We start from the raw sequence: 24990 nt of genomic DNA, 5'->3' as shown, positions 1-24990 counted from the left end.
TGTGGTCGCCCCGTTCGGGGCGATTGCGCCTGTGTCCACCGCCCGAGAGCGCATATGGCCATCAGCCAATTTACCTACAGTCGTTTGCCTGCCGAGGCCGAAGCGCTTCGTGCCGAGGTACGCGCATTTATTCAAGAAACCCTGGCCGATTACCCGGTAACTCTGCGTGCGCAGAGTTGGATGGGCTTTGACGCCGGGTTCAGCAAAAAGCTGGGTGCCAAGGGCTGGGTCGGCATGGCCTTGCCCAAAGAGTACGGCGGCGCAGCTGCCGGGCCCTTTGCCCGCTACGTGATCATTGAAGAGTTGCTGGCCGCCGGTGCCCCGGTATCGGCCCACTGGATTGCCGATCGGCAGAGCGGGCCGCTGATCAACCGGTTCGGCACCGAAGCGCAAAAGCAGCATTACCTGCCGGCCATCTGCCGCGGCGAAAGCTACTTCTGCATCGGCATGAGCGAGCCCAACTCGGGTTCCGACCTGGCCTCGATCAAAAGCAACGCGGTGCGTGATGGCGACAGCTGGGTGCTCAATGGCCAGAAGGTCTGGACCACCAACGCCCACCATTCCAACTACATGATTGCCCTATTGCGCACTGGCGAAAAACAGGCGGCGCGCCACGAAGGCATGTCGCAATTTATCGTCGACCTGAGCCTTCCGGGCATCACCATTCGGCCGATTCGCGACCTGGCTGGCGGCGAGCATTTCAACGAAGTGTTTTTCGACAACGTGCGGGTGCCGGCTGATGCGTTGATCGGCACCGAAGGCAAAGGTTGGGATCAGGTGACCGCCGAACTCGCGTTCGAGCGCAGCGGCCCTGAGCGTTTTCTCAGCTGCATGGCGCTGCTCAAAACCCTGATCGACGCCATTGGCAAAACCCCCGACGCGCTGCAAAGCCGCGAGATCGGGCGGCTGTCGGCCAAGCTGCTGACGCTGCGCAATATGTCGTTGTCGGTGACCGCGCAACTGGCGGCCGGCGAGCACCCGGCGTGGGCCGCCTCGTGTGTGAAAGACCTGGGCAACGTGTTTGAACAGGAACTGCCTGAAGTTGCCCAGCTGTTGCTGGAAACCGATCCACGCCAAGAGGGCGGCAGCGAGTATGCGCGCGTGCTGGCCTATCTCACGCAAATGGCGCCGTCATTCTCACTGCGCGGGGGCACTCGCGAAATTCTGCGGGGCATCATTGCCCGTGGGCTGGGGTTGCGATAATGCGCGAATTATTTGATGCGACGATTGAACGCCTGTTTACCGACTTGGCCACCCCAGCCTATGTGCTGGGCTGCGAAGGCGGCGAATGGCCGGCCGAACTGTGGGCCGCCATCGACGACTCCGGCTTTACCTTTGCCGGCGTGAGCGAAGCCCTTGGCGGTGCCGAAGCCAGTTGGGCCGATATGTACGGCATGGTGCGCGCGGCCGGGCGGTTTACCGTGCCGGCGCCATTGGGCGAAGCGCTGCTGGGCAACTGGCTGTTGAGCCAGGCCGGGCTGGATGGCAGCGCGGGGTCGCTGAGTGTGGCGGTGAATACCGTGCTGGTTCTCGACGCCGACCGAGCGAGCGGCATTGCCCATGCCGTGCCGTGGGGTCGCAATGTGGAGGCTGTGGTTGCCATCGCCAGCACCTTGAGCGGTGAACCGAGCGTGGTGCTGCTGCAACGCAGCACCGCCAGCGAAGTGACCCTGGCACTGAACGTCGCGGGCGAACCGCGCGACGACTTGAGCTTCACCGACGCCCAGGTACTGGCCCACGCGCCGCTGCCCGCTGGGTTGGACGCCAGCGTGCTGGAACTGGGCGGCGCCATGTTGCGCGCTGCGCAAACCGCCGGGGCGCTGCACGCGCTGCTGGATATGACCGCCAACTACGCCCGTGAGCGTCAGCAGTTCGGCAAAGCCATCGGCTCGTTCCAGGCGATTCAACAGCAGCTTGCGGTGTTCGCCGAACAGGCCGCCGCGGCCGGTATCGCCGCCGAAGCGGCGTTTGCCGAATCCACCGACGGCCTGGCCGGGCTGACCATCGCGGTCGCCAAAGTCAGCACCGGCGAAGCCGCCAGTGTCGGCGCCGGCATTGCCCATTCGGTGCACGGCGCCATTGGCTTTACCGAGGAATACCCACTGCATTTGCTCACCCGTCGCCTGTGGGCATGGCGCAGCGAATTCGGCTCGGCGAGCCTGTGGAGCCAACGCCTCGGCGAGCAGATTTGCCAGGCCGGCAGCGACGCCTATTGGCCGCTGCTGACCAGCCATAGCCAACAACCTTTAACCCGCCTTGCGAGTAATCCGGCATGAGCCCGTTTCTTCAGATCGAGCGCGACGGCGGCATTGTCACCGTGCGCATGGACCACCCCGACACCCGCAATGCCCTGACCACTCCTGAGCAGATTCAGGAGTTTGTCGACCTGTGCGCCGAACTGCGCCGTGATCGCTCGGCGCGGGTGATGATTCTGACCGGCAACGGCACCGCGTTCTGCGCCGGCGGCAACGTGAAGGACATGCATGAGCGCGCCGGCATTTTTGCCGGTGACCCGTACGAGCTGCGCAACACCTACCGTGACGGCATTCAGCGCATTCCGCTGGCGATTTACGAGCTGGATATTCCGGTGATCGCCGCCGTAAACGGCCCGGCCATTGGCGCCGGCCTGGACCTGGCCTGCATGTGCGATATCCGCTTGGCGTCCACCACGGCGCTGTTTGCCGAAAGCTTTGTGCGCCTGGGCATCGTGCCCGGTGACGGCGGCGCCTGGCTGTTGCCACGGATTATTGGCATTCCAAAAGCCAGCATCATGTCCTTTACTGGCGATGCCATCGACGCGGCCAAAGCGCTGGCCTGGGGCCTGGTAGAGCAGGTGTGCACACACCAGACGCTGATGGCCGAAGCCCGCTCGCTGGCTGAACGCATTGCCAGCAACCCGGGCCATTCGTTGCGCCTGTGCAAACGCCTGCTGCGCGAAGGCCAGCATATGCGTTTGGACTCGCTGCTGGAGTTGTCCGCCGCCTACCAGTCGCTGGCGCACCACACCCAGGATCACCACGAAGCGGTGTCCGCCTTTGTCGAAAAACGTAAGCCCGATTACCTCGACAAGTAATGGCTGCACCCATAACAAAAGTATTGGAGTAGTGACGATGCGTGGCGTTTTCCGTGAAGACCACAACATGTTCCGCGAGCAGGCTCGCCGTTTTGTCGACCGCGAGATCGTGCCGTATCTGCACGAGTGGGAAAAAAACGGCATCGTGCCCAAAGAGGTCTGGCTGAAAGCCGGGGAGACCGGCCTGCTGTGCTCCACCGTGCCGGAAGAATACGGCGGCCCGGGCGGTGACTTCGGCCACTCGGCGGTGATGATCGAAGAACTGGCGCGCGCCAACGCCACCGCCGTCGGCTTTACCACCCACTCGGAAATCGTTGCGCCGTATATCGTTGCCTACGGCAGCGAGGAGCAGAAACAACGCTGGTTGCCGCGCATGGTCAGCGGCGAGCTAATCGGCGTAATCGCCATGAGCGAACCGGGCATTGGCAGCGACCTGCGCTCCATGCGCACCTTGGCGCGCGTCGATGGCGATGACTACATCGTGTCCGGGCAAAAAACCTTTATCACCAACGGCGGCAACGCCGGCCTGATGGTCACCGCGACCAAGCTCGACCTGGCCGCCAAAGAACTCACCCTGATTTGCATCGAAGAAGACCGCGCCGGTTTCTCCAAAGGCCGCCTGCTGGAAAAGATCGGCCTCAAGGGCCAGGACACCGCCGAGTTGTTTTTTGACGACGTACGCGTTCCGGCCAACAACCGCCTGGGCGAGGAGGGGCAGGGCTTCAAATACCTGACCCACCAGCTTGCCTGGGAACGCACGATCATCGCCATTCGCGCCGCCCAGTCGATTGAAACGCTGCTGGAAGAAACCATCGAGTACACCCGCGAGCGCAAGGTGTTCGGCAAGCCGGTGCTGGATTTCCAGAACACCCGCTTCAAGCTCGCCGAAGCCAAGGCACAGTTCACCATGTTGCGGGTGTTTGTCGACGACTGCCTGGCGAAGGTGATGCGCGGCGAACTGGCCCCGGATGTGGCCGCCATGGCCAAGCTGCTCGGCTCGGAAATGCAGGGCAAATTGCTCGATGAATTCCTGCAACTACACGGCGGCTACGGCTTTATGAGCGAGTACAAAATCAGCCGTGCCTGGGTGGATGCGCGCGTGGCGCGGATTTACGGCGGCACCTCGGAAATAATGAAAGAAATCATCGGCCGAACCCTGTAGGCCACGCGGGAGTATGCGCAGGGAGTGACACCAGAAAGACCACCAGAGGAATAACAACAATGAGCCTTTATCGAGCTTTCGCGGTTTTATGCCTGTGCTTTATCTCCCTGGCCGGCTCTGCGCAAACGGCCCCGGCGCCGGATGCCTACAGCGCCGACACCCAGCGCGCCAACGCCCTGCTGGCCAAAGCCGTTGCCGACTACAAGGCCAAGGGCGACGCCGCCCTGGCCGAGTTCAGTCGGCAGGGCGCCTATGTGGACGGTGAGCTGTATATCTACGTCGTCGACACGTCCGGTGTGATGCTCGCCAGCGGCGGGCCGTCGGTGTCGCTGGTGGGCAAGCAGGTGGTCAGCGCTTTGGACGACGACCTGAAAAAAGCCTTCCAGCAAGCCATTTCCCAACCCGAAGACGGCGCCGTACACAGCGCCGAGTACCGCTGGTGGAACTGGCAGCACGCCAAGGTCGAGCGCAAGCGAGTGTTTTACCAGCGCGTCGGCGAGCGGGTGATTTCCGTGGGCTATTACATGCCGCGCTCCAGCCCCGAACAGGCCAAGCAGCTGTTGCAAGCGGTGGCCGAGCAAGTGCGCAGCGACCCGAAAACCACGTTCGTGCGAATCAACAAACACGACAAGAAGCTTAATCAGGACGACCTGTACGCCTTTGTCGTCGACCTGAAAACCAAGCGCTTTATCGCCCACGGTTTTCTCCCGCGTCTGATCGGCACCGACTTCAAAGCGCTGCTTTCCACCGACGGAAAACCCATTGGCGAGGAGATTCTCAAGCTCATGGCAGACGGCGAAACCGGTGAAATCGACTACCTGTGGCGCAACCCCATTACCGGGCAGAACGAATACAAGAAAACCTTTCTGCAACGGGTGAATGGCTACGCCGTGGCCGTGGGTTGCTACACCAACCAGTAATTGAGCAGGGATTGCACGCATGACTGATCTGATTCTGTTGCACGGCGGCCAGCATGGTTCGTGGTGCTGGGCGCCGTTGCTGGCGGCCTTCGAAAAGCAGCCTTCGCAATTCGCCCGGGTACTGACCCTGGATATGCCCGGCTGCGGTGCCAAGCGCGGCCGCGATGTGACGTCGCTGTCGGTGAATGATGTGGTGGCGGAGCTCAACCAGGACCTGCGCGACCTGGGTGTGCGCCAAGGCGTGCTGCTCGGCCACTCCATCGCCGGCGCGCTATTGCCGTTAATGGCCGTGGGCGCGCCGGAGTTGTATCGCCATCTGGTGTACCTCACCTGCGCCTTGCCGGGCGAGGGGCAGTCCATTCTTGAGCAGCTGGGCAGCACGCTGCACGGCGAAAGCCCCGACCACGTTGGCTGGCCGCTGGACCCTTCAAAAGCCGCACCGCAGGAAATGGCGATGGCTATGTTTGGGCATGATTTGAGTCCTGAAACCCTCGGCTGGTTGTTGAGTGAAGTGGCTCAGGACGCCACGCCGCCGAGCGTGGCGACCGAGTCCATCACCCGCGCCGGTTATGACGGGCTGGTGCCGGCCACCTATATCGTCACCCTGCGCGACAACATCTTGCCTGCCGCCTGGCAACGCCGATTTGCCGAGCGCGCGGGGGCGAGCACGGTGGTCGAGATCGACACGCCCCACGAGCCGTTCGTATCGCACCCGCAGTTGCTCGCGGATGTCATACGGGGCCTTGAGCTGCCCTTGTGAACGCTGAGGTCGGCGCAGTGAACAGCAGCGAGGGCAAGGCCGTACACGCCCACCTGCTGATTCTGTCGATCATCTGCTTCAACTTTATCTCCTACGCCTGCAGCGGCTTGCCGTTGGCGGTGCTGCCCGGTTACGTGCTCAACGATCTGGGTTTGTCGTCGGTGATCGCCGGGGTGGTCATCAGCATCCAGTTCTTCGCCACGTTGCTGGCCCGCCCGTTGGCGGGAAGTGTGGCCGACCGCTATGGCGCCAAACGCTCGGTGCTTTGCGGTTTTGCCGGTTTGATGCTCAGTGGCAGCTTCACCACCCTGGCGATTGTGCTGCATGCCCAGCCGTGGGTTGGGTTGCCGCTGTTGCTGGCCGGGCGCTTGGTGCTGGGCGTCTCCACTGCGATGATTTCCACGCCGGCTTGCACTTGGGCCATCGGCCGCTGCGGCACGCCGAGCACCGCGCAGGTGATGTCGTGGAATGGCATCGCCGCCTATGGCGGCACCGCCGTCGGCGCGCCGCTGGGCGCGGTGCTGCGCAACGGGTTTGGAATCGTCAGCATCGGGCTGTGCACCGTGTTGCTGGGGTTTACCTTCCTGCTGATCGCCCTCGGCAAACGCCCGGCGCCGTTGGTGGCTGGCGTGCGGTTGGCTTTTCACCGGGTGCTGGTGGCGGTGATGCCCAATGGCCTGGTGCTGGTCTGCAGCTCGGTGGGCTACGGCGGGCTGACCGCTTTTATCGCCCTATATTTTGACAGCCTCGGCTGGCAGCACGCGGCGTACTGCTTAAGCGGCTTCGGCGCCGGTTTTATCGCCGCGCGATTGAGCACACCGGGCATCTTGCACCGCTACCGTGGCTACAACGTGGTGGCCGGCTGCTTGCTGATTCAGAGCCTGGGGATGCTGCTGATCTGGCTGGCGCCTTCGCCGGGGCTGACGATTGCCGGCGGGGTGCTCACGGGGGTGGGGGTGTCCTGGGTGTATCCGGGGCTCGCCGTGGAAACCCTTGCCCGCACGCCCGAAGCCAACCGCAATTCGGCGCTAAGCGCGCTTTCGTTGTTTTTTGATGTGGCGGTCGGGTTGGCGGGGCCGGTGATGGCCTGGTGGCCAGCGGGCTGGGCTATGCGCAGATTTTTCTATGTGCGGGGCTGATGTCGATGGGTGGGTTTGCACTGGTGCTGGTACTGCGACGGGCTGCTGACGATAGCAACTCAAACGGTTATTCCTCCTCCAAACATTAAGTCGCAAGGGTAGTAGGAGCCCGGGATATGCGCTATCTATGACCACCTACCTCCCAACCCGGCCGCATCGGGCAAGGAAGAGTCGGGGAGGGGAGGTATCTCAAATCCAGATCAGCTCCCTTCAGCGGGTTAGATCAGTATTCAAATCGGCCCACCCATACGGGTTTCCCATAACATCCAGCGTATCGCACATCATTGGAATGCCGTTGGCCGGATTGATATCGAACGTGGAGCAATGCGCTAGTTCTGGAGTAAGAGACTTAATAGCCACTAGCTGAGTGTCGGAAGCCTCATCGCGCTCCCAACATGAAGCCAGGCGATTCAGTTGCTCTTGCGATGCAAGCGACTCGAAATCGAGACTGTCATGCACAACGATCATCTCGCCAATCGTTGGATAGATTCTTGTTTGGTAGCCAAGGCTGGGCGAGGGGCGAAGCAGACTTTTGGCTAATCTGATAATCAGGTTTCTCAGCATGACAATTTCCTCGACGTGAATGTCCCTGAAGTGGGCTGCCAGGTTGGTCTGGCATATCCAGTTTCCATTCGTTTTGAAAACTGCAAGGGACGGGCGAGGCGTTACTGACCGTTGGGGTTGGTTCCCTGCTCAGTTGCTTTATAGACAGTGGGCTTTTGGTTGGCAGCGGCAGCCCTGAAGGCCGCATGCTTTCAACATCCTGCAGCTCAATCCAATCAATCGAGACCGACCCAGAGAGAGATATCGGCAAATGCTTGCTTAAAAATTGCTAAAGCCAAAGTTAAAATTATTATATCTATCTGATTTTAATGATTTTTATATAGCTATCAGTCCAATCCATCATCGGTGCCACGCTGAAGCGGCGGGATGGCTCAGGGCTTGTACTGACTGGTGTAGGAGCTATTTCGAGAGGCATGTGGAAGGGTCTGGTTTTGGCTGATTGGCCCCCGATTTCAGTCATTTTTTCGATACAAGTAGGCGCTCGAAAAATGGTTGGTAGCGCTGTGGGCGGGGTTAACGCCATCGCGCAAATCAGGCAGGGGCGTGGTGGGCTGGGAGTTTATCAGGAAACGCCCTGCGCTCGACCGCAAACAGACCGGCCTGCCCGCTGAGACTTTTTGTCCTGGCGTCCTGCCAAGTCCGACACAAAATACAGTTGAAATAATTACCCCTAGAGGGTAATTTAAAGGAGAAGTTAATCGCTATGGAAAAAAGCAAACCGCATTACAACCTCGCAACGATCCAGAACGACGTTTCCAGGCTGGGTGTTGCGGCCTTCACTAAAACAGCGCTGGACGGTGGCCGAGCCATGGGGCTGAGCAGTGCCGCGATGTTGGATGTGATTGGCGCGCTACGCCGTAGTGACTTTTATAAATCGATGACGACACATGCAGACCACACGATCTGGCAAGACGTGTACTTCCCCACGCTGCCTGATGGCGTAGTGCTGTATGTGAAGGTGACCTACCGGCTGCAAGGACCCCCCGTCATTTCCTTCAAGAGGAGGACGCAATGAACAAACATATCTGTGTGAGCTGCGGCGCAGCCCAAGGCATGACCCGCTTCGAAAACCGTACCTTCGCCGTCACCTACCAGTTGCTGAACCGCGATGTATCCGGGCTTTCTGGCTGGGAGTGCGCCGCGTGCGGTGAAGTTGAATTCGACGTCGAAAGCGCCCATCGGTACGCAAAGGCGGGCGATCAACTGCTTGAAGATGCCAAGCAAGCCGTGGCCGAGGAAATGAAGCGAATCCGCAAGAAGTTGCACCGCACGCAGCGGCAGATGATGGCGATTGCTGGCGGCGGTCATAACGCGTTCTCGCGTTACGAACGAGCAGAAGTGGAGCCCCCGCAGCCGCTGGTAGTGCTGATGACGCTGCTGGATCGTCACCCCGAGTTGCTGGGGCAGATCGAGGAGATTTTCAGTGATGGCGGCAATGTGTCTATCAGTCATCTGGTTGCCGAAAAGGAAAAAGCCCGGCATATGGGCTAGGTAGAAGGCGCCTCGTTAAGCGCCTTTTTTATGCCCGGCGCTACGCCACCTCATCCAAAAGCTGCTCCGCATCGAGCAGCTTGCGCAGCAACGGCTCCATCAAACACTGCAACCGCCCGCCATCCAATTGGCGTTTATGCGCATCCCCCAGCAACTCCAATAACAGTTCAAAGGCACCGCTCAAATGGTTCAGTTGCGAACCCAGAGCCTTCAATCGTTGCAGGTCTTCGGTAAGCGCGGTCAGTTCTTGGCGGTGCGCGGCGAGCGCTGGGCTATCAGCACTCAGCAGAGGGGTGAGTTGGCTGTGCAACTCGGTAAGGCGGGCGAGGCTTCGATTGAGCATGGTGACACTCCTATAACGGTTCGGAGTTCGCCTTCGCTGCTACCACACAGGGGGGGGGCGAACCGTGCACGGGGTGGTAGACCGAGGTTATAGGAACCCGGCAGGACCGAAATCCTCCCGCGCACGGCTCGCCATAACGCGAGCACAAAAAAACGCCTTTCGGCGCTGCGCACCTATAACCTTGATCTGGGCTACCACACCCGTTCGTTGGATTTACAACGACCCGCGAAGGCTACCGCCATCCACCTACAGGCACAAGCACGAGCCCTAACCGGCCACACCCTCTGAACCCTGCATTTGTCGGGTGAATATGATGGGCGGGAAGCGTCTGTCGACAATGATCAAGCTCAGCAAGCCCTTCCCAAATCCCCGCTTTACCTAATATACGTTTATCCATATATTCGAAATCCCATATGTAGATTTCGGCTGCCAAGATGACGCCCATTGCCCTGTTCAAATGCCTCGCCGACGAAACCCGCCTGCGCGCCGCGCTGTTGGTGGTGAGCGAAGGCGAACTCTGTGTGTGCGAGCTGATGGAGGCGCTGGAGGAAAGCCAGCCCAAGGTGTCGCGCCATCTGGCACAGCTGCGCACCTGCGGCTTGTTGCTTGATCGTCGGCAGGGCCTGTGGATTTATTACCGGGTTAATCCCGACCTGCCGGCATGGGTCCATACCGTGCTGCACACCAGTCTGGAAGCCAACTGCGCTTGGCTGGATGACAACCTGCCAAGCTGCAACAGATGGGCGATCGCCCCGTACGCGCGGTTTGCTGCCCCTAAAAAACCTTCTGCCCACTGTGCCCGCCCTGGCGTTACGCCTGGGTGTTTGATGGAGCGCGTTTTATGAAAGTCCTGTTTATGTGCACTGCCAACAGCTGTCGCAGCATTCTGTCCGAGGCGATGTTCAACCACCTCGCGCCCGATGGCTTTCAGGCCGTGAGCGCCGGCAGCTTTCCCAAGGGGCAGGTGCTGCCGCGCAGTTTGACCACCCTGCAAGAAGCCGGAGTTTCCACCGCCGGCTTGAGCAGCAAAGGCAACGACGCGTTTGCCGACAGCCCGCCCGACATCGTGATCACCGTGTGCGACAAGGCCGCCGGCGAGGCCTGCCCGGTGTATTTCGGCTCGGCTGTAAAAACGCATTGGGGTTGGAAGATCCCTCCGATGTGCACGGTGACGAGGCGCAGGTGACTGCCGCGTTTCACGCGACGCTGGCCATCATCGAACGCCGTTGCCGCGCCTTTCTGGCCCTGCCGTTTGCCGACCTCGACGCCGCAAGCCTGAAAGCGGAACTCGACCGCATCGGCCGCCTGTGAATACGGAGACCTGCCATGACTGATCAACTGCCCAATCTCGACGCCACGCTAACCACCCCCATCGCCAGCAACCACCCGCCGCGCATTCTGTTGTTGTACGGCTCCACCCGTGAGCGCTCGTTCAGCCGGCTACTGGTGGAGGAGGCTGCGCGGCTGCTGCAGCACTTCGGTGCCGAGACGCGGATATTCAATCCCTCGGGCCTGCCGCTGCCCGACGACGCGCCTGGCGACCACCCCAAGGTCGCCGAGTTGCTGGAGCTGATGCAGTGGTCCGAAGGGCAGGTGTGGTGCTCGCCGGAGCGCCATGGCGCGATGTCGGCGGTGTTCAAGGCGCAGATCGATTGGGTGCCGCTGTCGATTGGCGCGGTGCGGCCCACCCAGGGCAAAACCTTGGCGGTAATGCAGGTTACTGGCGGTTCGCAGTCGTTCAATGTGGTGAACCAATTGCGTGTGCTGGGGCGTTGGATGCGGATGTTCACGATCCCCAACCAGTCTTCGGTGCCGAAGGCGTTTATGGAGTTCGACGAGCAAGACCGCATGAAGCCTTCGGCGCTGTATGACCGGGTGGTGGATGTGATGGAGGAGTTGGTGAAATTTACGCTGCTGCTGAGAGGGCGTGAGGATCTGGTGGATCGTTATTCAGAGCGCAAGGAGACAGCGGAAGCGTTGTCGAAGCGGGTTAATCAGCGGTCGATTTAGCGCCGTATCGAGAGATTTTCCGCGGGAATAGAAGATGCTAGACCGGCTGGGTTGACAGTACGAAGGAGTCGCTCCTCCGGCAACTCATTCTGTGCTCTGGACGGTCAATTCCCGTGCGCCGAGCACTCGAAATAGCACTCAAACAATCGGATAAAAGCTACCGGGATTGAGGTGAAACCGCTCAGCCAACGCCTGGATGTCTGAACTGCTCAAGGTGCGTTTGCCATTGAGCGTGCGAGACACAACGGTTTTATCGCCAATCTCCGGCAAGTCAGAGCCGGTCAGGCGGTTCTGCTCCATCAGGAACCGAAGCAGTTGGACGCCGCTGAGAGCCGCCACGCCAGCGTTGAACTCAGCGAACTGCGGGGCGCTGTCTTCGTAGCGTTTGATGGAGATGCAGAGCTGGTCAATCAGCGGTTCGACCAGCTGGTTTTGGTCCTGGATTTCGGTCAGCTCATCGAGCAGTGCCAGGGCGCGGTCGTAATCGTCTGGGTTGCTGATCTCTTGAATGACGGTGCCTTGCACGTGCTCCAGCATTTGCTGGATTTCGATTAGGCGTTGCGCCAGTTCGTGGATGGCGCTGGGCGCAGAGCGTTGGGCAGACGCGGAACTCATGGCATGACTCCTTGGTTACACGGGGTGCGGTACCACCTGTTGGCCTTGTCGTATTCGGCATGGTTGAACAGGTGTTTGACGTAGACCCGCTGTTTAGCAAAGTCGATAGCGGCGATCAGGCGTAATTCATTGCCACCGATATCGACGACCCACCAGCCGCTGCGTGGGGTGAATTTATCCAGGGTCGACAGCGACTGTCTTAGTTCTAGCGGCGTAGTCGCTACCGACATCTCCAGCACCTTGTACAACGCCATGATGCTGGTTGTTTTTACCGGGTACCGAAGGCAGGCCTCGGTGAATGTTTTCTTCTTGAAAACGTGCATACACGTCCTTGTTGAAGTTTTAGCAACTTTAGAGGGTGGTTGCTAAAGTGTCAACTTTTCAGGGTGGGGTAGAGGCAATAGCTTCACGCGGAAGGGCGAGACTGTCGAACGCAGCCACCGGTTGTGCAGCCGGCTCAGTGGAATGAAATTTGCTGACTATTAGGGGCGGAAAAATAAAAGGACCGCTCGTTTACCGTCCCCCATTTACGAGACCTGAAGATGCGCATAGCTGATCGTTGGTTTGCCACAAAGCGTATTGATGACCGCATTACCTTGCTCTGGGAGCCCCACGTGGCGCGCGTTGAGCAGTGCAATATATGGCATGTGCGCGGCCGCGATGCGGACCTGTTGGTCGACGCCGGCATGGGCATCAGCAGCCTGAAAACCGCCATGGCCGAGTTGCTGAACAAGCCGCTGATTGCCGTGGCCACCCATAGCCATATGGACCATGTCGGCAGCTTGTACGAATTCGATCAGCGCCTGGCGCACCCACTTGAAGCACACCAGCTGGCTCACCCCGACGACTACCCCGTACTGTGCAGCTGCCATTGGCCCGGCACCATGCGCGCCGATATCGAAGCGCAGGGCTACGAAGTGCCGGATGTGCTTGTAGATGCTTACCCCTACGAGGGGTTTGATCCGCTGGCATTCCGTACCCAAGGCGCCGAAGCCACCCGACTGATTGATGAAGGCGATGTCATCGACCTGGGCGACACCGCCTTCGAAGTGCTGCATTTACCCGGCCATTCTCCCGGCAGCATCGGCCTGTGGGAAAACCGCACCGGCACGCTGTTTTCAGGTGATGCCATCTACGACGGCCCGTTGCTCGACAAGATCGGCGGCGCGAACCTGACGGACTACCGGCGCACCATGCAACGCCTGCAGGAGTTGCCCGTGCAGGTCGTGCACGCCGGCCACGACCCAAGCTTTGGCCGCAGCAAAATGCGCGAGTTGACGGAGCAGTATTTGCGGGGTGGCAAGTAGGAGAGGGCGCTGCGAACGTCTGCGCCGCCGACAGACAGTAGGAGAGGCTGAGGTGCAGACTGAGAGGGGCGGTTGGCTGCTGAGGTCTGAGGGAGAGAAAGTAAGCCTGTCCACTTTTCCGGTTAGGGTAGAAAAACAAATCTGGCCCAACAGCGCCCATCAAAATGTCGTGCTTGGTGTTCGGTTGCGCTAAAACACGTTCCTTTTCTTCTGCTCTACGTTCTGCATAATTATTTTCAGATAGCGGGCCGCCCAATCCGGTCGTGGAGCTGCTGCGTAATGAATGACATACCCACTCGGATCATCACACTGCAGTTTGTCCGAGGCGCTCACTTCGCAGCGATAATTGGCTTCACCAAAAAGTCGCCCGTTCTCACAACCCCCTCGCGATAGCTCCAGCAAAAACGCTATTGATGCCCTGCCACGCATCTTTCCCGCTGCCGCGCAGCTGGTGGGCGTATTTCCCCGATTTGGAAAATACGCAAAAGTCAGCGCCTTTTCGCCCTTCAGGCAGGTGTAGTACTGATTCCCTAGAGCCTCATACGTTGCGAGATAGCAGGTCCAACCGCTACCGAGAAAATCGTCCTGCTCGCCGGTTTCAGGTTTTCTGTTGGGGCGCTTGCACAGCCAGCTAGCGTTATTGCCATCAGCACATAAAACAATCGACGCGAATTAAACATGGCATCCCTTCCAGGCCCAAACCCTGTGAGTGCGGCAGTCTCATCAAGCGTTACGTTGAGTGTCCAATTTTTCTTTAGGCCGCCGCGAAAAGCGAACAGACCGTTCTCTAATGAGGTAGCGCGCCGCTCTTCTTTGCAGAGGCACGGCCGCGAGGATGCACGGGCACTCGCGTTTAGCGAGCGATCCTGGATCCCCGCCTACGCGGGGATGACGTAGGTTATGACGAAAATCCCGTCATTCCTGCGAAGGCAGGAATCCAGAATGGTGCGGGCGACTAGGCCTGCGCTCTCACGATGACCACGGAGAAGGGCGCTCAGTCTGCGCTCTCAGCCATATCCACCGTCACCCCCAACGACCGCAGCGCATCCCAGTACCCTGGATACGTCTTGCCCACACACTCCGGGTCCAGCAGCCGAATGCCGCTGACCTTCAAACCAGCCAGCGCAAAACACATGGCAATGCGGTGATCGCTATGGGTATCCACCAGCGCGTCGCAACTGGTGCCGGCCAAGGCCGGGTCTGCCGCCACCAGCAGGTCGTCACCTTCCACAGTCGCAAGCCCTGGGCGAATCGCGTTGAGGCCGTCGAGCAGCGCCTGTACGCGGTCGCATTCTTTTACCCGCAAATTGGCCAGCTCGGTGAAGCGCACGGGCGTGTTGTTGAAGGCGGCGAGCACGGCCAGGGTCGGCACGGCGTCTTGCATCTGCGAGCCGTTAATGACCGCTGGCATATCTGGGTACGCGGCGATAAAAGTTTGTGCGTGGGCGTCGGGCTGGGTGAAGCAGTCGTCGGCGACGCCCAGGTCGATATTGCCGCCGGTGAACGCCTGAGCTGCCCACAGGTAAGTGGCGGCCGAGGCGTCGGGTTCGATCACGTAGTCGCAGGCGTGGTAGCCGGTAGCGGCGATGCGCCAGGTGACGTCGTCGACCACTTCCACCTTGGCGCCGAAGGCTTGCATGCAGGCCAGCGTCAGGTCGACGTAGCCGCGCGCGCCGATGTCTTTGCCGGTCAGTTTCACGTCGATGGGGGCGGTGCCGCAGGCGGCGAGCATCAGCAGGGCAGACACGTATTGGCTGGACAGGCCGCCGTCAATTTCGAAGGTTTTGGCGGTCAGGCTGCCTTGGCCCTGCACCAGCACCGGCGGGCAGCCGGTGGCGCTGGAGACCTCAATGCCGCCGGCGCGCATAGCGTCGAGCAGCGGGCCGATCGGGCGTTTTTGCATGTAGGCGTCGCCGTCCAGCGTGACGTCGCCGTTTACGGTGGCCACGGCAGCGGTGAGAAAACGCATGGCGGTGCCGGCGTTGCCGAGAAACAGCGGCGCGGTGGGCGCCTGCAAGTAGCCGGCGCTGGTGACCACGAAGGTGGTGCTGTCCGGCTCGTCCACGGTCACGCCCATCTGCCGAAGGGCGTTGGACATATGGCGGGTGTCGTCGCTTTTCAGCGCGCCGGTCAGGCGGCTGGTGCCTTTGGCCAGCGCGGCCAGCAGCAGCGCACGGTTGGTGATGGATTTGGAGCCCGGCGGCGACACTTTGCCCTGCAAGGCAAAGCCAGGTGGAACGACGGTAGCGGTGTGCGGCGCGCCCATAACAGCGGTTCTCCGAATAAGACGTGGCGCACGGCGGCGCGCAAAGGGGCGAATAATGCCATTGATGCCACGCCCAATGAAGCCTTCTCGGCCAAGGAACGAGGGGAGGTTGACTGCTCGGCGCTTAACCGGTTTTTCGCAGAGCGTTGGTGCGGGGCTGCTAATTACTCAGCGTTATGGTGATGTCGAGGATGCTAAGTGGTGCGTACACCAAGGTGATTACGCTGTAAACGCGGCGTGAGTTGCAGCTGAAGGCAATCAACGGCGCAGCATCATGACCAAATCCAGCACGCCCCAGGGCGCCCACGGTGACGCTTCGAAGAGCACCACGTTGACGATAAAACCGAAAGTTAAAAAGACTGATATGGATAACAGAGCAAAGCGGCCGTCCTGCTCGAAATAAATCCGCAGTCCATCCTTTTCATCCTCGCTGCGGCTGGGCAGCAGCAGCGCAGAGGAGAGGAAAAGGGACAATGCCAGCAGCACCAGCAATAGAAATTCGGGAAACGTGAAGGTGGTTTTGATGGAGGGCAGCGAGTTTACCGCCCACCAGAAATCGAGCTGCATGGTGAACAGAATGGCGGCCCACACTAACGGAATCCAGTCCGCTTTCGCGTCGCGGCGAATACGGAACACGGTCAGCGAACCCAGCAACAGGCGCGTTACCGACAAGCCCAATATCATTGAAAGTACCGTCGCAATGATTGGGAAGTTGCTCATGACCATTCCTGTTGAATGTGGAAGTTGCGGCAGGCGTGACGTCCGGGTGAACGGCACGCGCCATTAAATCTAGATTGGCTCAGGCATGCCAAGTCATTTTGCCGGCTCACTCAAACGAACCGCTATCCCCCGGCGGGTTCTATCCTCTACAGACCCTATCGCGTAGCAGGAGACAGGCATGTCACAGGTGGATGTACTTATCGTCGGCGCCGGCCCCACTGGCTTGGTGTTGGCCCTGTGGCTGACCGCGCAGGGTGTGAAGGTGCGCATCATCGAGAAGAGCGGCGGCCCGGGCGAGACCTCGCGTGCCATGGTGGTGCAGGCGCGCACGTTGGAGTGTTATCGGCAACTGGACATGGCTGAGGCGGTGGTCGCGGCCGGCTATAAAACCCGGCCATGAACATGTGGGCGCTGGGCAAACGCAAGGCGCACATTCAGTTGACCGATGCCGGGGCCGACGTGTCGCCGTATCCCTTCGTATTGGTGTACCCGCAAGACCGCCACGAGCAGTTTCTCCAGGCGAAATTGGAAAGCCTCGGCGTGACGGTGGAGCGGGAAACTCGGCTGGACACCTTCGACGACCTGACCAGTCAGGTTCGCGCCGTTCTTGTGGGGCCGGACGGGCAGCAGGAAATCTGCGAGGCGACGTACCTGGCCGGCTGCGACGGCGCCAGTTCAACCGTGCGCCATCAAATCGGCAGTGACTTTGCCGGCGGCACCTACAAGCAGCTCTTTTATGTCGCCGACGTCGAGGCCACTGGCGTGGAGCCGACGGGCGAGGGGCATATTGCCTTCGACAAAGCCGAGTTCGTGCTGGTGTTGGCCTATGGGCAGGCCAACCGCTACCGGTTGATCGGCACGTGCGCGATGAGCGTGCGGATGCGGTGGACACGCTGACGTTCGCGGACGTCAGCCAGAAGGCCATCAATGCGCTGAACATTCAGGTCAGCCAGGTGAACTGGTTTCTACCTACCGCGTTCACCATCGGGTGACCGATCACTTCCGCCGTGGCCGCGCATTTCTGCTCGGCGATGCCGCCCATGTGCACAGCCCGGCCGGCGGCCAGGGCATGAACACCGGCATTTTGGATGCCATCAACCTGGCCTGGAAACTGGCGGCGGTGCTTAAGCAACAAGCCCCCGACGGCTTGCTCGACAGCTACGAAATCGAGCGCCAGGGCTTTGCCCGCAAGCTGGTGGCAACCACCGACCGGGTGTTTACCTTCGCCACTGCCGAAGGAAATGTGGCCGACTTCGTGCGCACCCGTATCGCGCCGCTGGTGGCCAGCGTGGCGTACCACAGCGAGCATGTGCGCGATTACGTGTTTCGCCTGGTGTCGCAAACCACCCTGAACTATGCCGGCAGTCCGTTGAGTGTTGGCCAGGCGGGGCGCGTGCACGGCGGTGACCGGTTGCCCTGGGTGGCGCTGCCGGGTGCCGATAACTATGCGTCGTTGGTCACCATCGGCTGGCAGGTGCATGTGTATGGTCAGGCCAGCATCGAGCTAGAAACCTTCTGCGCTGCACAGCACCTTCCGTTGCAGGTGTTTGCCTGGCAGCCGGAATACGAGCGGGCCGGGTTGGCGGTAGGTGCGGCGTATTTGTTGCGGCCTGATACGTATGTGGCGTTAGCCGATCCTCAGGGTTCGGCGCAGGTGTTGGCGGACTATTTAGCGGAGCACGGCATTACGTTGAGCCGGCGTAGAGAATAGGTCGACGGGCTCAGGGCAACGAGCTGCTATGGTTTTCGGTGCGCTATTGAGCCGAAAAAAGGAACCACGATGCCCCTCGCCAGAATCGATGTCGCCGCTGACTACTCGACGGACACAGTAAAAATCATTGGTGAAGTCGTGTACGACGCCATGACCCACCACCGCCAATGTGCCGGCCAACGACCGCTTTCAAATCATCAGCCGCCATGTCAAAGACGAACTGGTGTATCCCGAAGCGGGCTACCTGGGTGTGAGCTACACCAGAAGATCGTGTTTATCCAGATCACCTGGAATGCGGGGCGCAGTGTCGATGTGAAGAAGGCGTTCTACCAGGCCGTCGCCGAAGGTCTGCACACCCGAGCCGGCATTCGCAAAGAGGATGTGTGGATCAGCCTGATCGATGTGCAGCGCGAAGACTGGTCGTTCGGCAATGGGGAAATGCAGTACGCGCCCAAGCCGTAAGAGGGAGCACGTCTGTGCAACCGCAAAATTAAAAAGTCCGCGCAGCCTCTCGACTCAGGGTGGAAATGGCTGCGCAGGCGCGTGGTTGCGTGCCCGTCCTGGTGGCCGCGGAGCATGAGGAGTTGGTCAGAATCATTGCGACGGCCATTCAATAGATTCTGGTGTCGTAGGCAGTTCCGCGAGAAAGACCTGCAATTCTTTATGCTTTTTCGGCAGCACTCGAGACGTTTTGATTTCTTTTAAAGCGCGAGACGGCTTGCAAGACTGAGCACCAGTGGCCCACTGCCAAGGGAGTTCAACATGCCGTCACGTCAGCTCAAACTCGGCGCGTTTATGCGCCCCGTGAGTATTCACACCGGTGCCTGGCGCTACCCGGGCGCCTTTCGTGATGCCAACTTCAATTTCCAGCACCTCAAGCGGTTTGCCCAGACCCTGGAGCGCGGTCGCTTCGATGCGTTTTTTATGGCCGACCACCTGGCCCTGCTGAATATGCCGTTGGAGGCGCTCAAGCGCAGCCACACCGCCACCTCGTTCGAGCCGTTTACCTTGCTCTCGGCCTTGAGCCAGGCCACGGACCACATCGGCCTGGTGGCGACGGCCTCGACCAGTTTTGAAGAACCGTTCCATATCGCCCGACGCTTTGCTTCGTTGGATCACCTGAGCAATGGTCGCGCCGGCTGGAACATCGTCACCACGTCCAACCCCGAAGCGGCGCTCAACTTTGGCCTTGAGGAACATATCGAGCACGACCGCCGCTACACCCGTGCCCGCGAGTTCTACGACGTAGTCACCGGTCTGTGGGACAGCTGGGCCGACGATGCCTTTGTGCGCGATGCCGACAGCGGCGTGTATTTCGACCCAGAACGCCTGCACCGACTCGACCATCAGGGCGAGTTTTTCAACGTGCGCGGGCCGCTGCATATCGCTCGGCCGCCGCAAGGCTGGCCGGTGATTGTGCAGGCGGGCGCTTCCGAAGCGGGCCGGCAGCTGGCCGCCGAAACCGCCGAAGTGGTGTTCGCCGCCCATGGCAACCTGGCTGACGGTCAGGCCTTCAATGCCGATATCAGCCGGCGTATGGCTGCCCTTGGCCGCCCGCGTGAGCACCTGAAAATTCTGCCCGGCGTCTTGGTGGTGGTTGGCAACACCGTGGCAGAAGCGCAAGCCATTCGCGCGCACCTGGACAGCCTGGTGCATTACGAGAGCGCCATTGCCTCGCTCTCCATCGCCGTCGGCCAGAACGCCGCGGCGTTCGACCCCGAAGCACCGTTGCCGCCCATAACGCAAAGCAACGCCAGCCACACTAGCTTGCAGCGCGTGCAGCAGTTGGCCGAACGCGAGCACCTCAACGTGCGGCAACTGGCCCAACGCCTGGGTGGTTATGCCGGGCTGGCCTTTGTCGGAACCGCGCAAAGCATTGCCGATGAAATGCAGGAATGGCTGGAAAGCGGCGGCAGCGATGGCTTCAACGTGATGTTCCCGTGGCTGCCGGGTGGCCTGGATGACTTTGTGGAAAAAGTAGTGCCCGAGTTGCAACGCCGGGGCATTTTTCGCCGCGAGTACGAGGGCACCACGCTGAGGGAAAATTTGGGGTTACCGAGACCAGAGAATCGGTTTTTCCCTGAAGCCAAATAATGCACTTCAGAGCCGTCACGTACTGGCGCTTTGCCCTCCCGGTGGCGCCATATGTTTATGCATAAAAGATATTTAAATTAATATTTTTATAGCGATAGAGTTCCGGCCTCACGCGTACCTGCCGACCAATCGGTGCGCCGCTCCATGAACGTTTGCGGATCCCCGCCGTTCTAGATCAACGCGCGCGACGAACGCGCAGGCGCCTGCCATGCCCTATAGCTATCTGTCCCACCTGCATTGCCCCAAAAGCGGCGTGCGTTACGACGCCAGCCAACCTCAGCAATTGAGCTCGGTGGGCGCGCCGCTGTTGGTCGCTTACGACCTGGAGGCGCTGCGCGAGGACTGGAAGCCCGTCGACCTGCTCGGCCGCGAAGCCAGCTTGTGGCGCTACCACGAGTTGCTGCCGGTGCTGGACCCGGCCAACGTGGTCAGCCTGGGAGAGGGATTTACGCCGCTGTTCAAAACCCCGCGCATCGGCCACGACCTTGGCATCGATGATTTGTGGTTGAAGGACGAGGGCATCATTCCCACCGGCTCGTTCAAGGCGCGCGGCGCTGCGGTGGGAATTTCCAAAGCCAAGGAGTTGGGCGTGCGCGCCCTGGCCATGCCCACCAATGGCAACGCGGGCGCGGCGTGGTCGCTGTACGCAGCGCGGGCGGGTATTGAGGCAACGGTGGTAATGCCGCAAGACGCCCCGGCCATTACCCGGCTGGAAACGGCGATTTCCGGCGCCCATCTCTACCTGGTCAACGGCCTTATTTCCGACGCGGGCAAGCAGGTGGCAGAAGCGGTCGCGGCAGGCGGTTTATACGACGCCTCGACGCTGAAAGAGCCGTATCGTATCGAAGGCAAGAAGACCATGGGGTTTGAGATTGCCGAGCAGTTCGGCTGGCGGCTGCCCGACGTCATTCTCTATCCCACCGGCGGCGGAGTGGGGCTGATCGGCATTCACAAGGCGTTTGCGGAATTGCGCGCGCTGGGCTGGCTCGCCGCCGACCAACCGCTGCCGCGCCTGGTAGCTGTGCAGGCCAGCGGTTGTGCGCCGATTGTCAAAGCCTGGGAGGCGCGTGCCGAGGCATCCGAGTTCTGGCCGGACTCGCGCACCGTGGCCTTTGGCATCAACGTGCCGAAGGCGCTGGGCGATTTCCTGGTGTTGCGTGCGCTGTACGAAAGCGAGGGTTATGCCATCGCCGTCGACGATGCCGAGCTGCTCGCCGAACAGCGCAAGGTGGCGCAACTGGAAGGGGCGTTTGTGTGCCCGGAAGGGGCGGCGTTGTATGCCGCCGCACGCAAGCTGCGCGATGCCGGCTGGATTCGTGCGGGCGAGCGTGTGGTGGTGTTGAACACCGGCAGCGGCATCAAGTATCCCGATACGCAGCAGGTGGACGTGCCGCTGCTGCAGCCAGGGGAGCAGCTGCCGCGATGAGCTTTGATTGGGGGTTTGTGCTGTCGACACTGCCGGCCTTTGCCAAGGCCGTGGCCGTGACGCTGCAAGTGGGCGCCATTGCCATCGCCACCGGGCTGCTGGTGGCGCTGCTCAATACGACGATTCTGGTGTTGCGAATCCGGGGGCTGAGCACGCTGGTAAAGGGTTATGTCGAGGTGGCGCGCAATACGCCGTTGCTGCTGCAGCTGTTCTTTATCTATTTCGCTTTGCCCACGGTGGGCATTCGTTTGTCCGGCTTTAGCGCGGCCATTATTGCCATGACTTTTCTGGGCGGCGCCTACCTGACTGAGGTACTGCGTGCCGGAGTGGAAGCGGTGCCCAGAGCGCAGATCGAATCGGGGCTGTCGATTGGCCTGTCGCGTTGGCAATTGCTGCGCCACGTGGTGCTGCCGCAGGCCGGCATTCTCAGCCTGCCTGCGCTGTTCGCCAACTTCGTGTTTCTGCTGAAGGAAACCACCATCGTCTCGGCGGTCGCGGTGCCGGAAATTCTCTACACCACCAAAAGCTATATCGCCCTGTATTACAAAACCTACGAAATGCTCGCGGTGATGACGGCGATCTGTGTGCTGTTGTTCCTGCCGCTGTCGTTGTTGTTGGTGCGAGTGGAAAGGAGGTTGCAGCATGCCCAGTTCGGGTCTTGATCTGCTGCTGGTGTCCGCGCCGCAACTGGCCAAGGGCGCCTGGCAGACGCTCACCATTTCCGCCGCGTCGATTGTCTTCAGCACCCTCGGCGGTTTTCTGTACGGCGTACTGCGCGACCTGCACAACAGCTGGCTGGAATTGCCGCTGCGCATCTACCTGGAACTGTTCCGGGCGATACCGGTGCTGGTCTGGTTGTACCTGCTGTTTTTTGGCTTGCCGATCTTTCTCGGCGCCAGTCTGTCGAGCTTCAGTTGCGCCGTGCTGGTGTTGTCGTTGTGGGGCGCCAGCGAAGTGGGCGAGGTGGTGCGTGGCGGCCTGCATTCGTTGCCACGCGGGCAGCGCGAAGCGGGGCTGGCCATTGGGCTGGGCAAGCCGCGCCTGTACGGGGAAATTCTGCTGCCGCAGGTACTCAAGCGCATTACGCCGCCGACCATCAACGTGTACACCCGCATCATCAAAACCAGCTCGCTGGCCGTGCTGATCGGGGTGGTGGACGTGATCAAAGTGGGCCAGCAAATCATCGAGCGTACCTATGAGTCGGTGCTGATCTACGGCTTTCTTTTCGCCTTTTTCTTTCTTCTGTGCTTTCCGTTGTCGGCCGTGTCACGCGTGCTCGAACGTCGTTGGAGTCATGCATGACTGCTTTGTTGGAACTCGCTCAATTCAGTAAACGCTTTGGTGCCACCGAGGTGCTGCGCGGTATCGACCTGCAGGTGCAACGCGGCGAAGTGGTGGTCATTCTCGGCCCAGCGGCTGCGGCAAAAGCACCTTGTTGCGCTGCCTGAACGGCCTGGAAGAAGGCCATGCCGGGCAGCTGCGTTTTGCCGGCCAGGTGCTCGATGCCGCCACTGATTGGCGCGCGGTGCGACAGCGCATCGGTATGGTGTTTCAGAGCTACCACCTGTTCCCGCACAAGACCGTGCTGGAGAACATTTTGCTCGGGCCCCTCCAGGTGCAAAAACGCGCCTTTGGCGAAGCCCTCGGCCAGGCAGAAACGCTGTTGGCGCGCATCGGTTTGCTGGAAAAACGCAATGCCTACCCACGCGAACTTTCGGGCGGCCAGCAGCAGCGCATCGCCATTGTGCGAGCGCTGTGCATGAACCCCGAGGTGATGCTGTTTGACGAGGTGACCGCCGCCCTGGACCCGGAGATGGTCAAGGAAGTGCTTGAAGTCATTCTGAACCTCGCCGAGGGCGGCATGACCATGTTGATCGTGACCCACGAAATGGCCTTCGCCCGCGCGGTGGCCGACCGTATTTTGTTCATGGACGGCGGCGTGATTGCCGAACAGAACGACCCTGAAAGCTTTTTCAGCAACCCGCAAACCGCACGCGCGCAGCAGTTTCTGCAGAAGTTCTCCTACCTGGAAAACATGTCTAAAAGGAAAGCATGATGAAACGTTCAACTGCCCTGTTGTTCCCCGTGCTCGCGGCCGCTGTTCTGCTCGGTTGCGGCAACCCCGAAGCACCCAAACAAGCCAGCAAGGACGCCACGCCTGAAGCGGCCAAGGAAGCCGCTCCAAGCGCCGGTTACCTGGACAAGATCAAGGCCCGCGACAAACTGGTGGTGGGCGTATTCAGCGACAAGCCGCCATTCGGTTTTGTGGACGAACACGGCACCTACGTAGGTTTTGACACCGATATCGCCAAGCGCCTGGCCAAGGATTTGCTCGGCGATGAAAGCAAGGTCGAGTTCGTGGTGGTGGAACCGGCCAGCCGTATTCCCTTCCTGCAGAGCGACAAGGTCGACCTCATTCTCGCCAACATGACCGTCACCCCCGAGCGCGCCGAAGCGGTCGAGTTCACCAACCCGAACCTGCGTGTCGCGGTGCAAGCCATCGTGCCGGATGCCAGCAAGGTGCAGAAGCTCGACGATTTGGCAGACAAGACAACCATCGTCACCACCGGCACCACGGCGGATATCTGGCTGACCAAGAATCACCCGGACTGGAAACTGCTGAAATTCGAGAAAAACTCCGAGTCGCTGCAAGCCCTGGCCAATGGCCGTGGCGACGCGTACGCCCAGGACAACCTGGTGCTGTTCAGCTGGGCCAAACAGAACCCCGGCTACCGGGTGCTGACCGACAAACTGGGCAGCGAAGCGCCGATTGCCCCGGCAGTGAAGAAGGGCAATATCGAGCTGCGTGACTGGGTGAACGTGGAGCTGAGCAAGCTCGGTGAAGAACAGTTCCTGCTCAAACTCTATGACCAGTACGTGCGCGCCCAACTGGCGGACGGCACCGATCCGAAGTCGGTCATCGTCGAAGGCGGTAAGTGGGAAGGCTAGGTGGTATAGGAACTGAAGAGCCCGCCCGAGAATGGCGGGCTTTTTTTGTGCGGCGTTTTCAGTGACGTGTCCCTGGGCTACGCGTGCCGTCGCGCTCAGGATTTGTCGGGCCCCGGCGCGCCGTATGCGGGCTGGGTTTCCGCGACAAAGGTGCCCATGCGATCAATTTTCTGCATCAGTGCTTGCTGCTGTTGGGTGAGCGCGTCAACCGCCTGCACGAGCGCGTCAATTTGGGAGTCGGAGCGCGCGGTGTCGGCGGTGCACAGCACGTCTTTGAGCACGCTGTTGATCAACGTCTGGTAGCCCACACCTTGCAGGTCGGCACGCTCGCGGGCGGCCTGGATAACGGCATCGTCGAGCATGATGGTGATGCGGGTTTTGCCTTTGCTCGGAATTACCGGGCCACGCGTGCCATCGCTGAAGTCGTAGCTTTCTTTCAT

General features: G+C 60.5%; 23 protein-coding genes and 6 pseudogenes. 21 read left to right on the top strand and 8 right to left on the bottom strand.

Translation table 11 applies throughout. The annotated features are described in order from the left end of the window. The first annotated feature begins 54 nt into the window (after positions 1-54). From AC0V2S_RS25280 to AC0V2S_RS25250, 7 genes and pseudogenes are all read left to right on the top strand, one after another. Positions 55-1203 (top strand): acyl-CoA dehydrogenase family protein, encoded by a 1149-nt coding sequence (locus AC0V2S_RS25280; protein WP_475512124.1) that lies wholly within the window; start codon positions 55-57, stop codon positions 1201-1203. Beyond that, positions 1203-2276, top strand: coding sequence for an acyl-CoA dehydrogenase family protein (locus AC0V2S_RS25275; RefSeq protein WP_475512123.1), 1074 nt, complete (start codon positions 1203-1205; stop codon positions 2274-2276). The genes AC0V2S_RS25280 and AC0V2S_RS25275 overlap by 1 nt, the downstream gene beginning before the upstream one ends. Further along, entirely contained in the window at positions 2273-3073 is an 801-nt protein-coding gene (locus AC0V2S_RS25270; protein ID WP_475512122.1) for a crotonase/enoyl-CoA hydratase family protein, read from the top strand. The genes AC0V2S_RS25275 and AC0V2S_RS25270 overlap by 4 nt, the downstream gene beginning before the upstream one ends. 37 nt (positions 3074-3110) lie before the next feature. After that, positions 3111-4235 (top strand): acyl-CoA dehydrogenase family protein, encoded by a 1125-nt coding sequence (locus tag AC0V2S_RS25265; RefSeq protein WP_475512121.1) that lies wholly within the window; start codon positions 3111-3113, stop codon positions 4233-4235. 59 nt (positions 4236-4294) lie between these two features. After that, positions 4295-5155, top strand: a complete 861-nt coding sequence (locus tag AC0V2S_RS25260) for a cache domain-containing protein (RefSeq protein ID WP_475512120.1) — start codon at positions 4295-4297, stop codon at positions 5153-5155. A gap of 19 nt (positions 5156-5174) precedes the next feature. Further along, on the top strand, positions 5175-5915 hold the full coding sequence (locus tag AC0V2S_RS25255; protein ID WP_475512119.1) for an alpha/beta fold hydrolase: 741 nt from the start codon (positions 5175-5177) through the stop codon (positions 5913-5915). Between the two features lie 17 nt (positions 5916-5932). Beyond that, positions 5933-7143 (top strand): annotated as a pseudogene (locus tag AC0V2S_RS25250) (MFS transporter). Between the two features lie 121 nt (positions 7144-7264). Here AC0V2S_RS25250 and AC0V2S_RS25245 read toward each other — a convergent pair. Then, positions 7265-7618 (bottom strand): hypothetical protein, encoded by a 354-nt coding sequence (locus AC0V2S_RS25245; protein ID WP_475512118.1) that lies wholly within the window; start codon positions 7616-7618, stop codon positions 7265-7267. Between the two features lie 313 nt (positions 7619-7931). Beyond that, positions 7932-8033, bottom strand: a pseudogene (locus AC0V2S_RS25240) (tRNA dihydrouridine(20/20a) synthase DusA); the annotation flags it as partial. A gap of 288 nt (positions 8034-8321) precedes the next feature. Here AC0V2S_RS25240 and AC0V2S_RS25235 point away from each other — a divergent pair. Beyond that, positions 8322-8633, top strand: coding sequence for a type II toxin-antitoxin system MqsR family toxin (locus tag AC0V2S_RS25235; protein ID WP_475512117.1), 312 nt, complete (start codon positions 8322-8324; stop codon positions 8631-8633). Beyond that, positions 8630-9109, top strand: a complete 480-nt coding sequence (locus AC0V2S_RS25230; RefSeq protein WP_475512116.1) for a type II toxin-antitoxin system MqsA family antitoxin — start codon at positions 8630-8632, stop codon at positions 9107-9109. The genes AC0V2S_RS25235 and AC0V2S_RS25230 overlap by 4 nt, the downstream gene beginning before the upstream one ends. Positions 9110-9149: 40 nt before the next feature. Here the strand turns inward: AC0V2S_RS25230 and AC0V2S_RS25225 are convergent, their stop codons facing one another. Continuing rightward, positions 9150-9452 carry a hypothetical protein gene (locus AC0V2S_RS25225; RefSeq protein ID WP_475512115.1) on the bottom strand — a complete coding sequence of 101 codons (303 nt, stop codon included), beginning with the start codon at positions 9450-9452 and terminating at the stop codon, positions 9150-9152. 434 nt (positions 9453-9886) lie between these two features. On the opposite strand from AC0V2S_RS25225, the pseudogene AC0V2S_RS25220 reads away from it, so the two are divergent. The 3 genes and pseudogenes from AC0V2S_RS25220 to arsH all read left to right on the top strand — a co-directional run bounded on the left by AC0V2S_RS25220 (position 9887) and on the right by arsH (position 11462). Further along, positions 9887-10230 (top strand): annotated as a pseudogene (locus AC0V2S_RS25220) (metalloregulator ArsR/SmtB family transcription factor). A gap of 63 nt (positions 10231-10293) precedes the next feature. Then, positions 10294-10763: pseudogene (locus AC0V2S_RS25215) on the top strand (arsenate reductase ArsC). Positions 10764-10778: 15 nt separating this feature from the next. Further along, positions 10779-11462: an arsenical resistance protein ArsH gene (gene arsH / locus AC0V2S_RS25210; protein ID WP_475512114.1), complete on the top strand. Its 684-nt coding sequence runs from the start codon at positions 10779-10781 to the stop codon at positions 11460-11462. A 138-nt stretch (positions 11463-11600) separates the two neighbouring features. Here arsH and AC0V2S_RS25205 read toward each other — a convergent pair whose 3' ends face one another. Together AC0V2S_RS25205 and AC0V2S_RS25200 are read right to left on the bottom strand one after the other, a co-directional pair. Continuing rightward, positions 11601-12077, bottom strand: coding sequence for a helix-turn-helix domain-containing protein (locus AC0V2S_RS25205; RefSeq protein WP_475512113.1), 477 nt, complete (start codon positions 12075-12077; stop codon positions 11601-11603). Continuing rightward, the gene (locus AC0V2S_RS25200; protein ID WP_475512112.1) at positions 12074-12400 is read right to left on the bottom strand and encodes a type II toxin-antitoxin system HigB family toxin; all 327 of its coding nucleotides are present in this window, start codon (positions 12398-12400) and stop codon (positions 12074-12076) included. Before AC0V2S_RS25200 ends, AC0V2S_RS25205 begins: the two co-directional genes overlap by 4 nt. A gap of 219 nt (positions 12401-12619) precedes the next feature. Between AC0V2S_RS25200 and AC0V2S_RS25195 the strand changes: the two genes are divergently transcribed. After that, positions 12620-13384: an MBL fold metallo-hydrolase gene (locus AC0V2S_RS25195; protein WP_475512111.1), complete on the top strand. Its 765-nt coding sequence runs from the start codon at positions 12620-12622 to the stop codon at positions 13382-13384. A gap of 994 nt (positions 13385-14378) precedes the next feature. Here the strand turns inward: AC0V2S_RS25195 and aroA are convergent. Then, positions 14379-15650 carry a 3-phosphoshikimate 1-carboxyvinyltransferase gene (aroA, locus tag AC0V2S_RS25190; protein WP_475512110.1) on the bottom strand — a complete coding sequence of 424 codons (1272 nt, stop codon included), beginning with the start codon at positions 15648-15650 and terminating at the stop codon, positions 14379-14381. 258 nt (positions 15651-15908) lie between these two features. Then, positions 15909-16370, bottom strand: a complete 462-nt coding sequence (locus AC0V2S_RS25185; protein ID WP_475512109.1) for a hypothetical protein — start codon at positions 16368-16370, stop codon at positions 15909-15911. A gap of 178 nt (positions 16371-16548) precedes the next feature. Here AC0V2S_RS25185 and AC0V2S_RS25180 point away from each other — a divergent pair. The 8 genes and pseudogenes from AC0V2S_RS25180 to AC0V2S_RS25145 all read left to right on the top strand — a co-directional run bounded on the left by AC0V2S_RS25180 (position 16549) and on the right by AC0V2S_RS25145 (position 24550). Continuing rightward, a pseudogene (locus AC0V2S_RS25180) lies at positions 16549-18081 on the top strand (FAD-dependent monooxygenase). Between the two features lie 69 nt (positions 18082-18150). After that, on the top strand, positions 18151-18543 hold the full coding sequence (locus AC0V2S_RS25175) for a tautomerase family protein (protein WP_475512108.1): 393 nt from the start codon (positions 18151-18153) through the stop codon (positions 18541-18543). A gap of 300 nt (positions 18544-18843) precedes the next feature. Continuing rightward, positions 18844-20175, top strand: a complete 1332-nt coding sequence (locus AC0V2S_RS25170; RefSeq protein WP_475512107.1) for an LLM class flavin-dependent oxidoreductase — start codon at positions 18844-18846, stop codon at positions 20173-20175. A 208-nt stretch (positions 20176-20383) separates the two neighbouring features. Continuing rightward, positions 20384-21601, top strand: a complete 1218-nt coding sequence (locus tag AC0V2S_RS25165) for a threonine synthase (protein ID WP_475512106.1) — start codon at positions 20384-20386, stop codon at positions 21599-21601. After that, complete coding sequence (locus tag AC0V2S_RS25160) at positions 21598-22263, top strand: amino acid ABC transporter permease (protein WP_475512105.1); 666 nt, start codon at positions 21598-21600, stop codon at positions 22261-22263. Before AC0V2S_RS25165 ends, AC0V2S_RS25160 begins: the two co-directional genes overlap by 4 nt. After that, positions 22244-22903, top strand: coding sequence for an amino acid ABC transporter permease (locus AC0V2S_RS25155; protein ID WP_475512104.1), 660 nt, complete (start codon positions 22244-22246; stop codon positions 22901-22903). Before AC0V2S_RS25160 ends, AC0V2S_RS25155 begins: the two co-directional genes overlap by 20 nt. Then, a pseudogene (locus AC0V2S_RS25150) lies at positions 22900-23657 on the top strand (amino acid ABC transporter ATP-binding protein). The gene AC0V2S_RS25155 and the pseudogene AC0V2S_RS25150 overlap by 4 nt, the downstream one beginning before the upstream one ends. After that, positions 23657-24550: a transporter substrate-binding domain-containing protein gene (locus AC0V2S_RS25145; protein WP_475512103.1), complete on the top strand. Its 894-nt coding sequence runs from the start codon at positions 23657-23659 to the stop codon at positions 24548-24550. Before AC0V2S_RS25150 ends, AC0V2S_RS25145 begins: the two are co-directional and overlap by 1 nt. 95 nt (positions 24551-24645) lie before the next feature. Here AC0V2S_RS25145 and AC0V2S_RS25140 read toward each other — a convergent pair whose 3' ends face one another. Continuing rightward, complete coding sequence (locus AC0V2S_RS25140) at positions 24646-24990, bottom strand: BrnA antitoxin family protein (protein ID WP_475512102.1); 345 nt, start codon at positions 24988-24990, stop codon at positions 24646-24648.

Source organism: Pseudomonas sp. CC11G (assembly GCF_056174845.1).
Note: the sequence above shows the minus strand (reverse complement) of the source record. Positions and strands in the feature narration are given on the sequence as shown.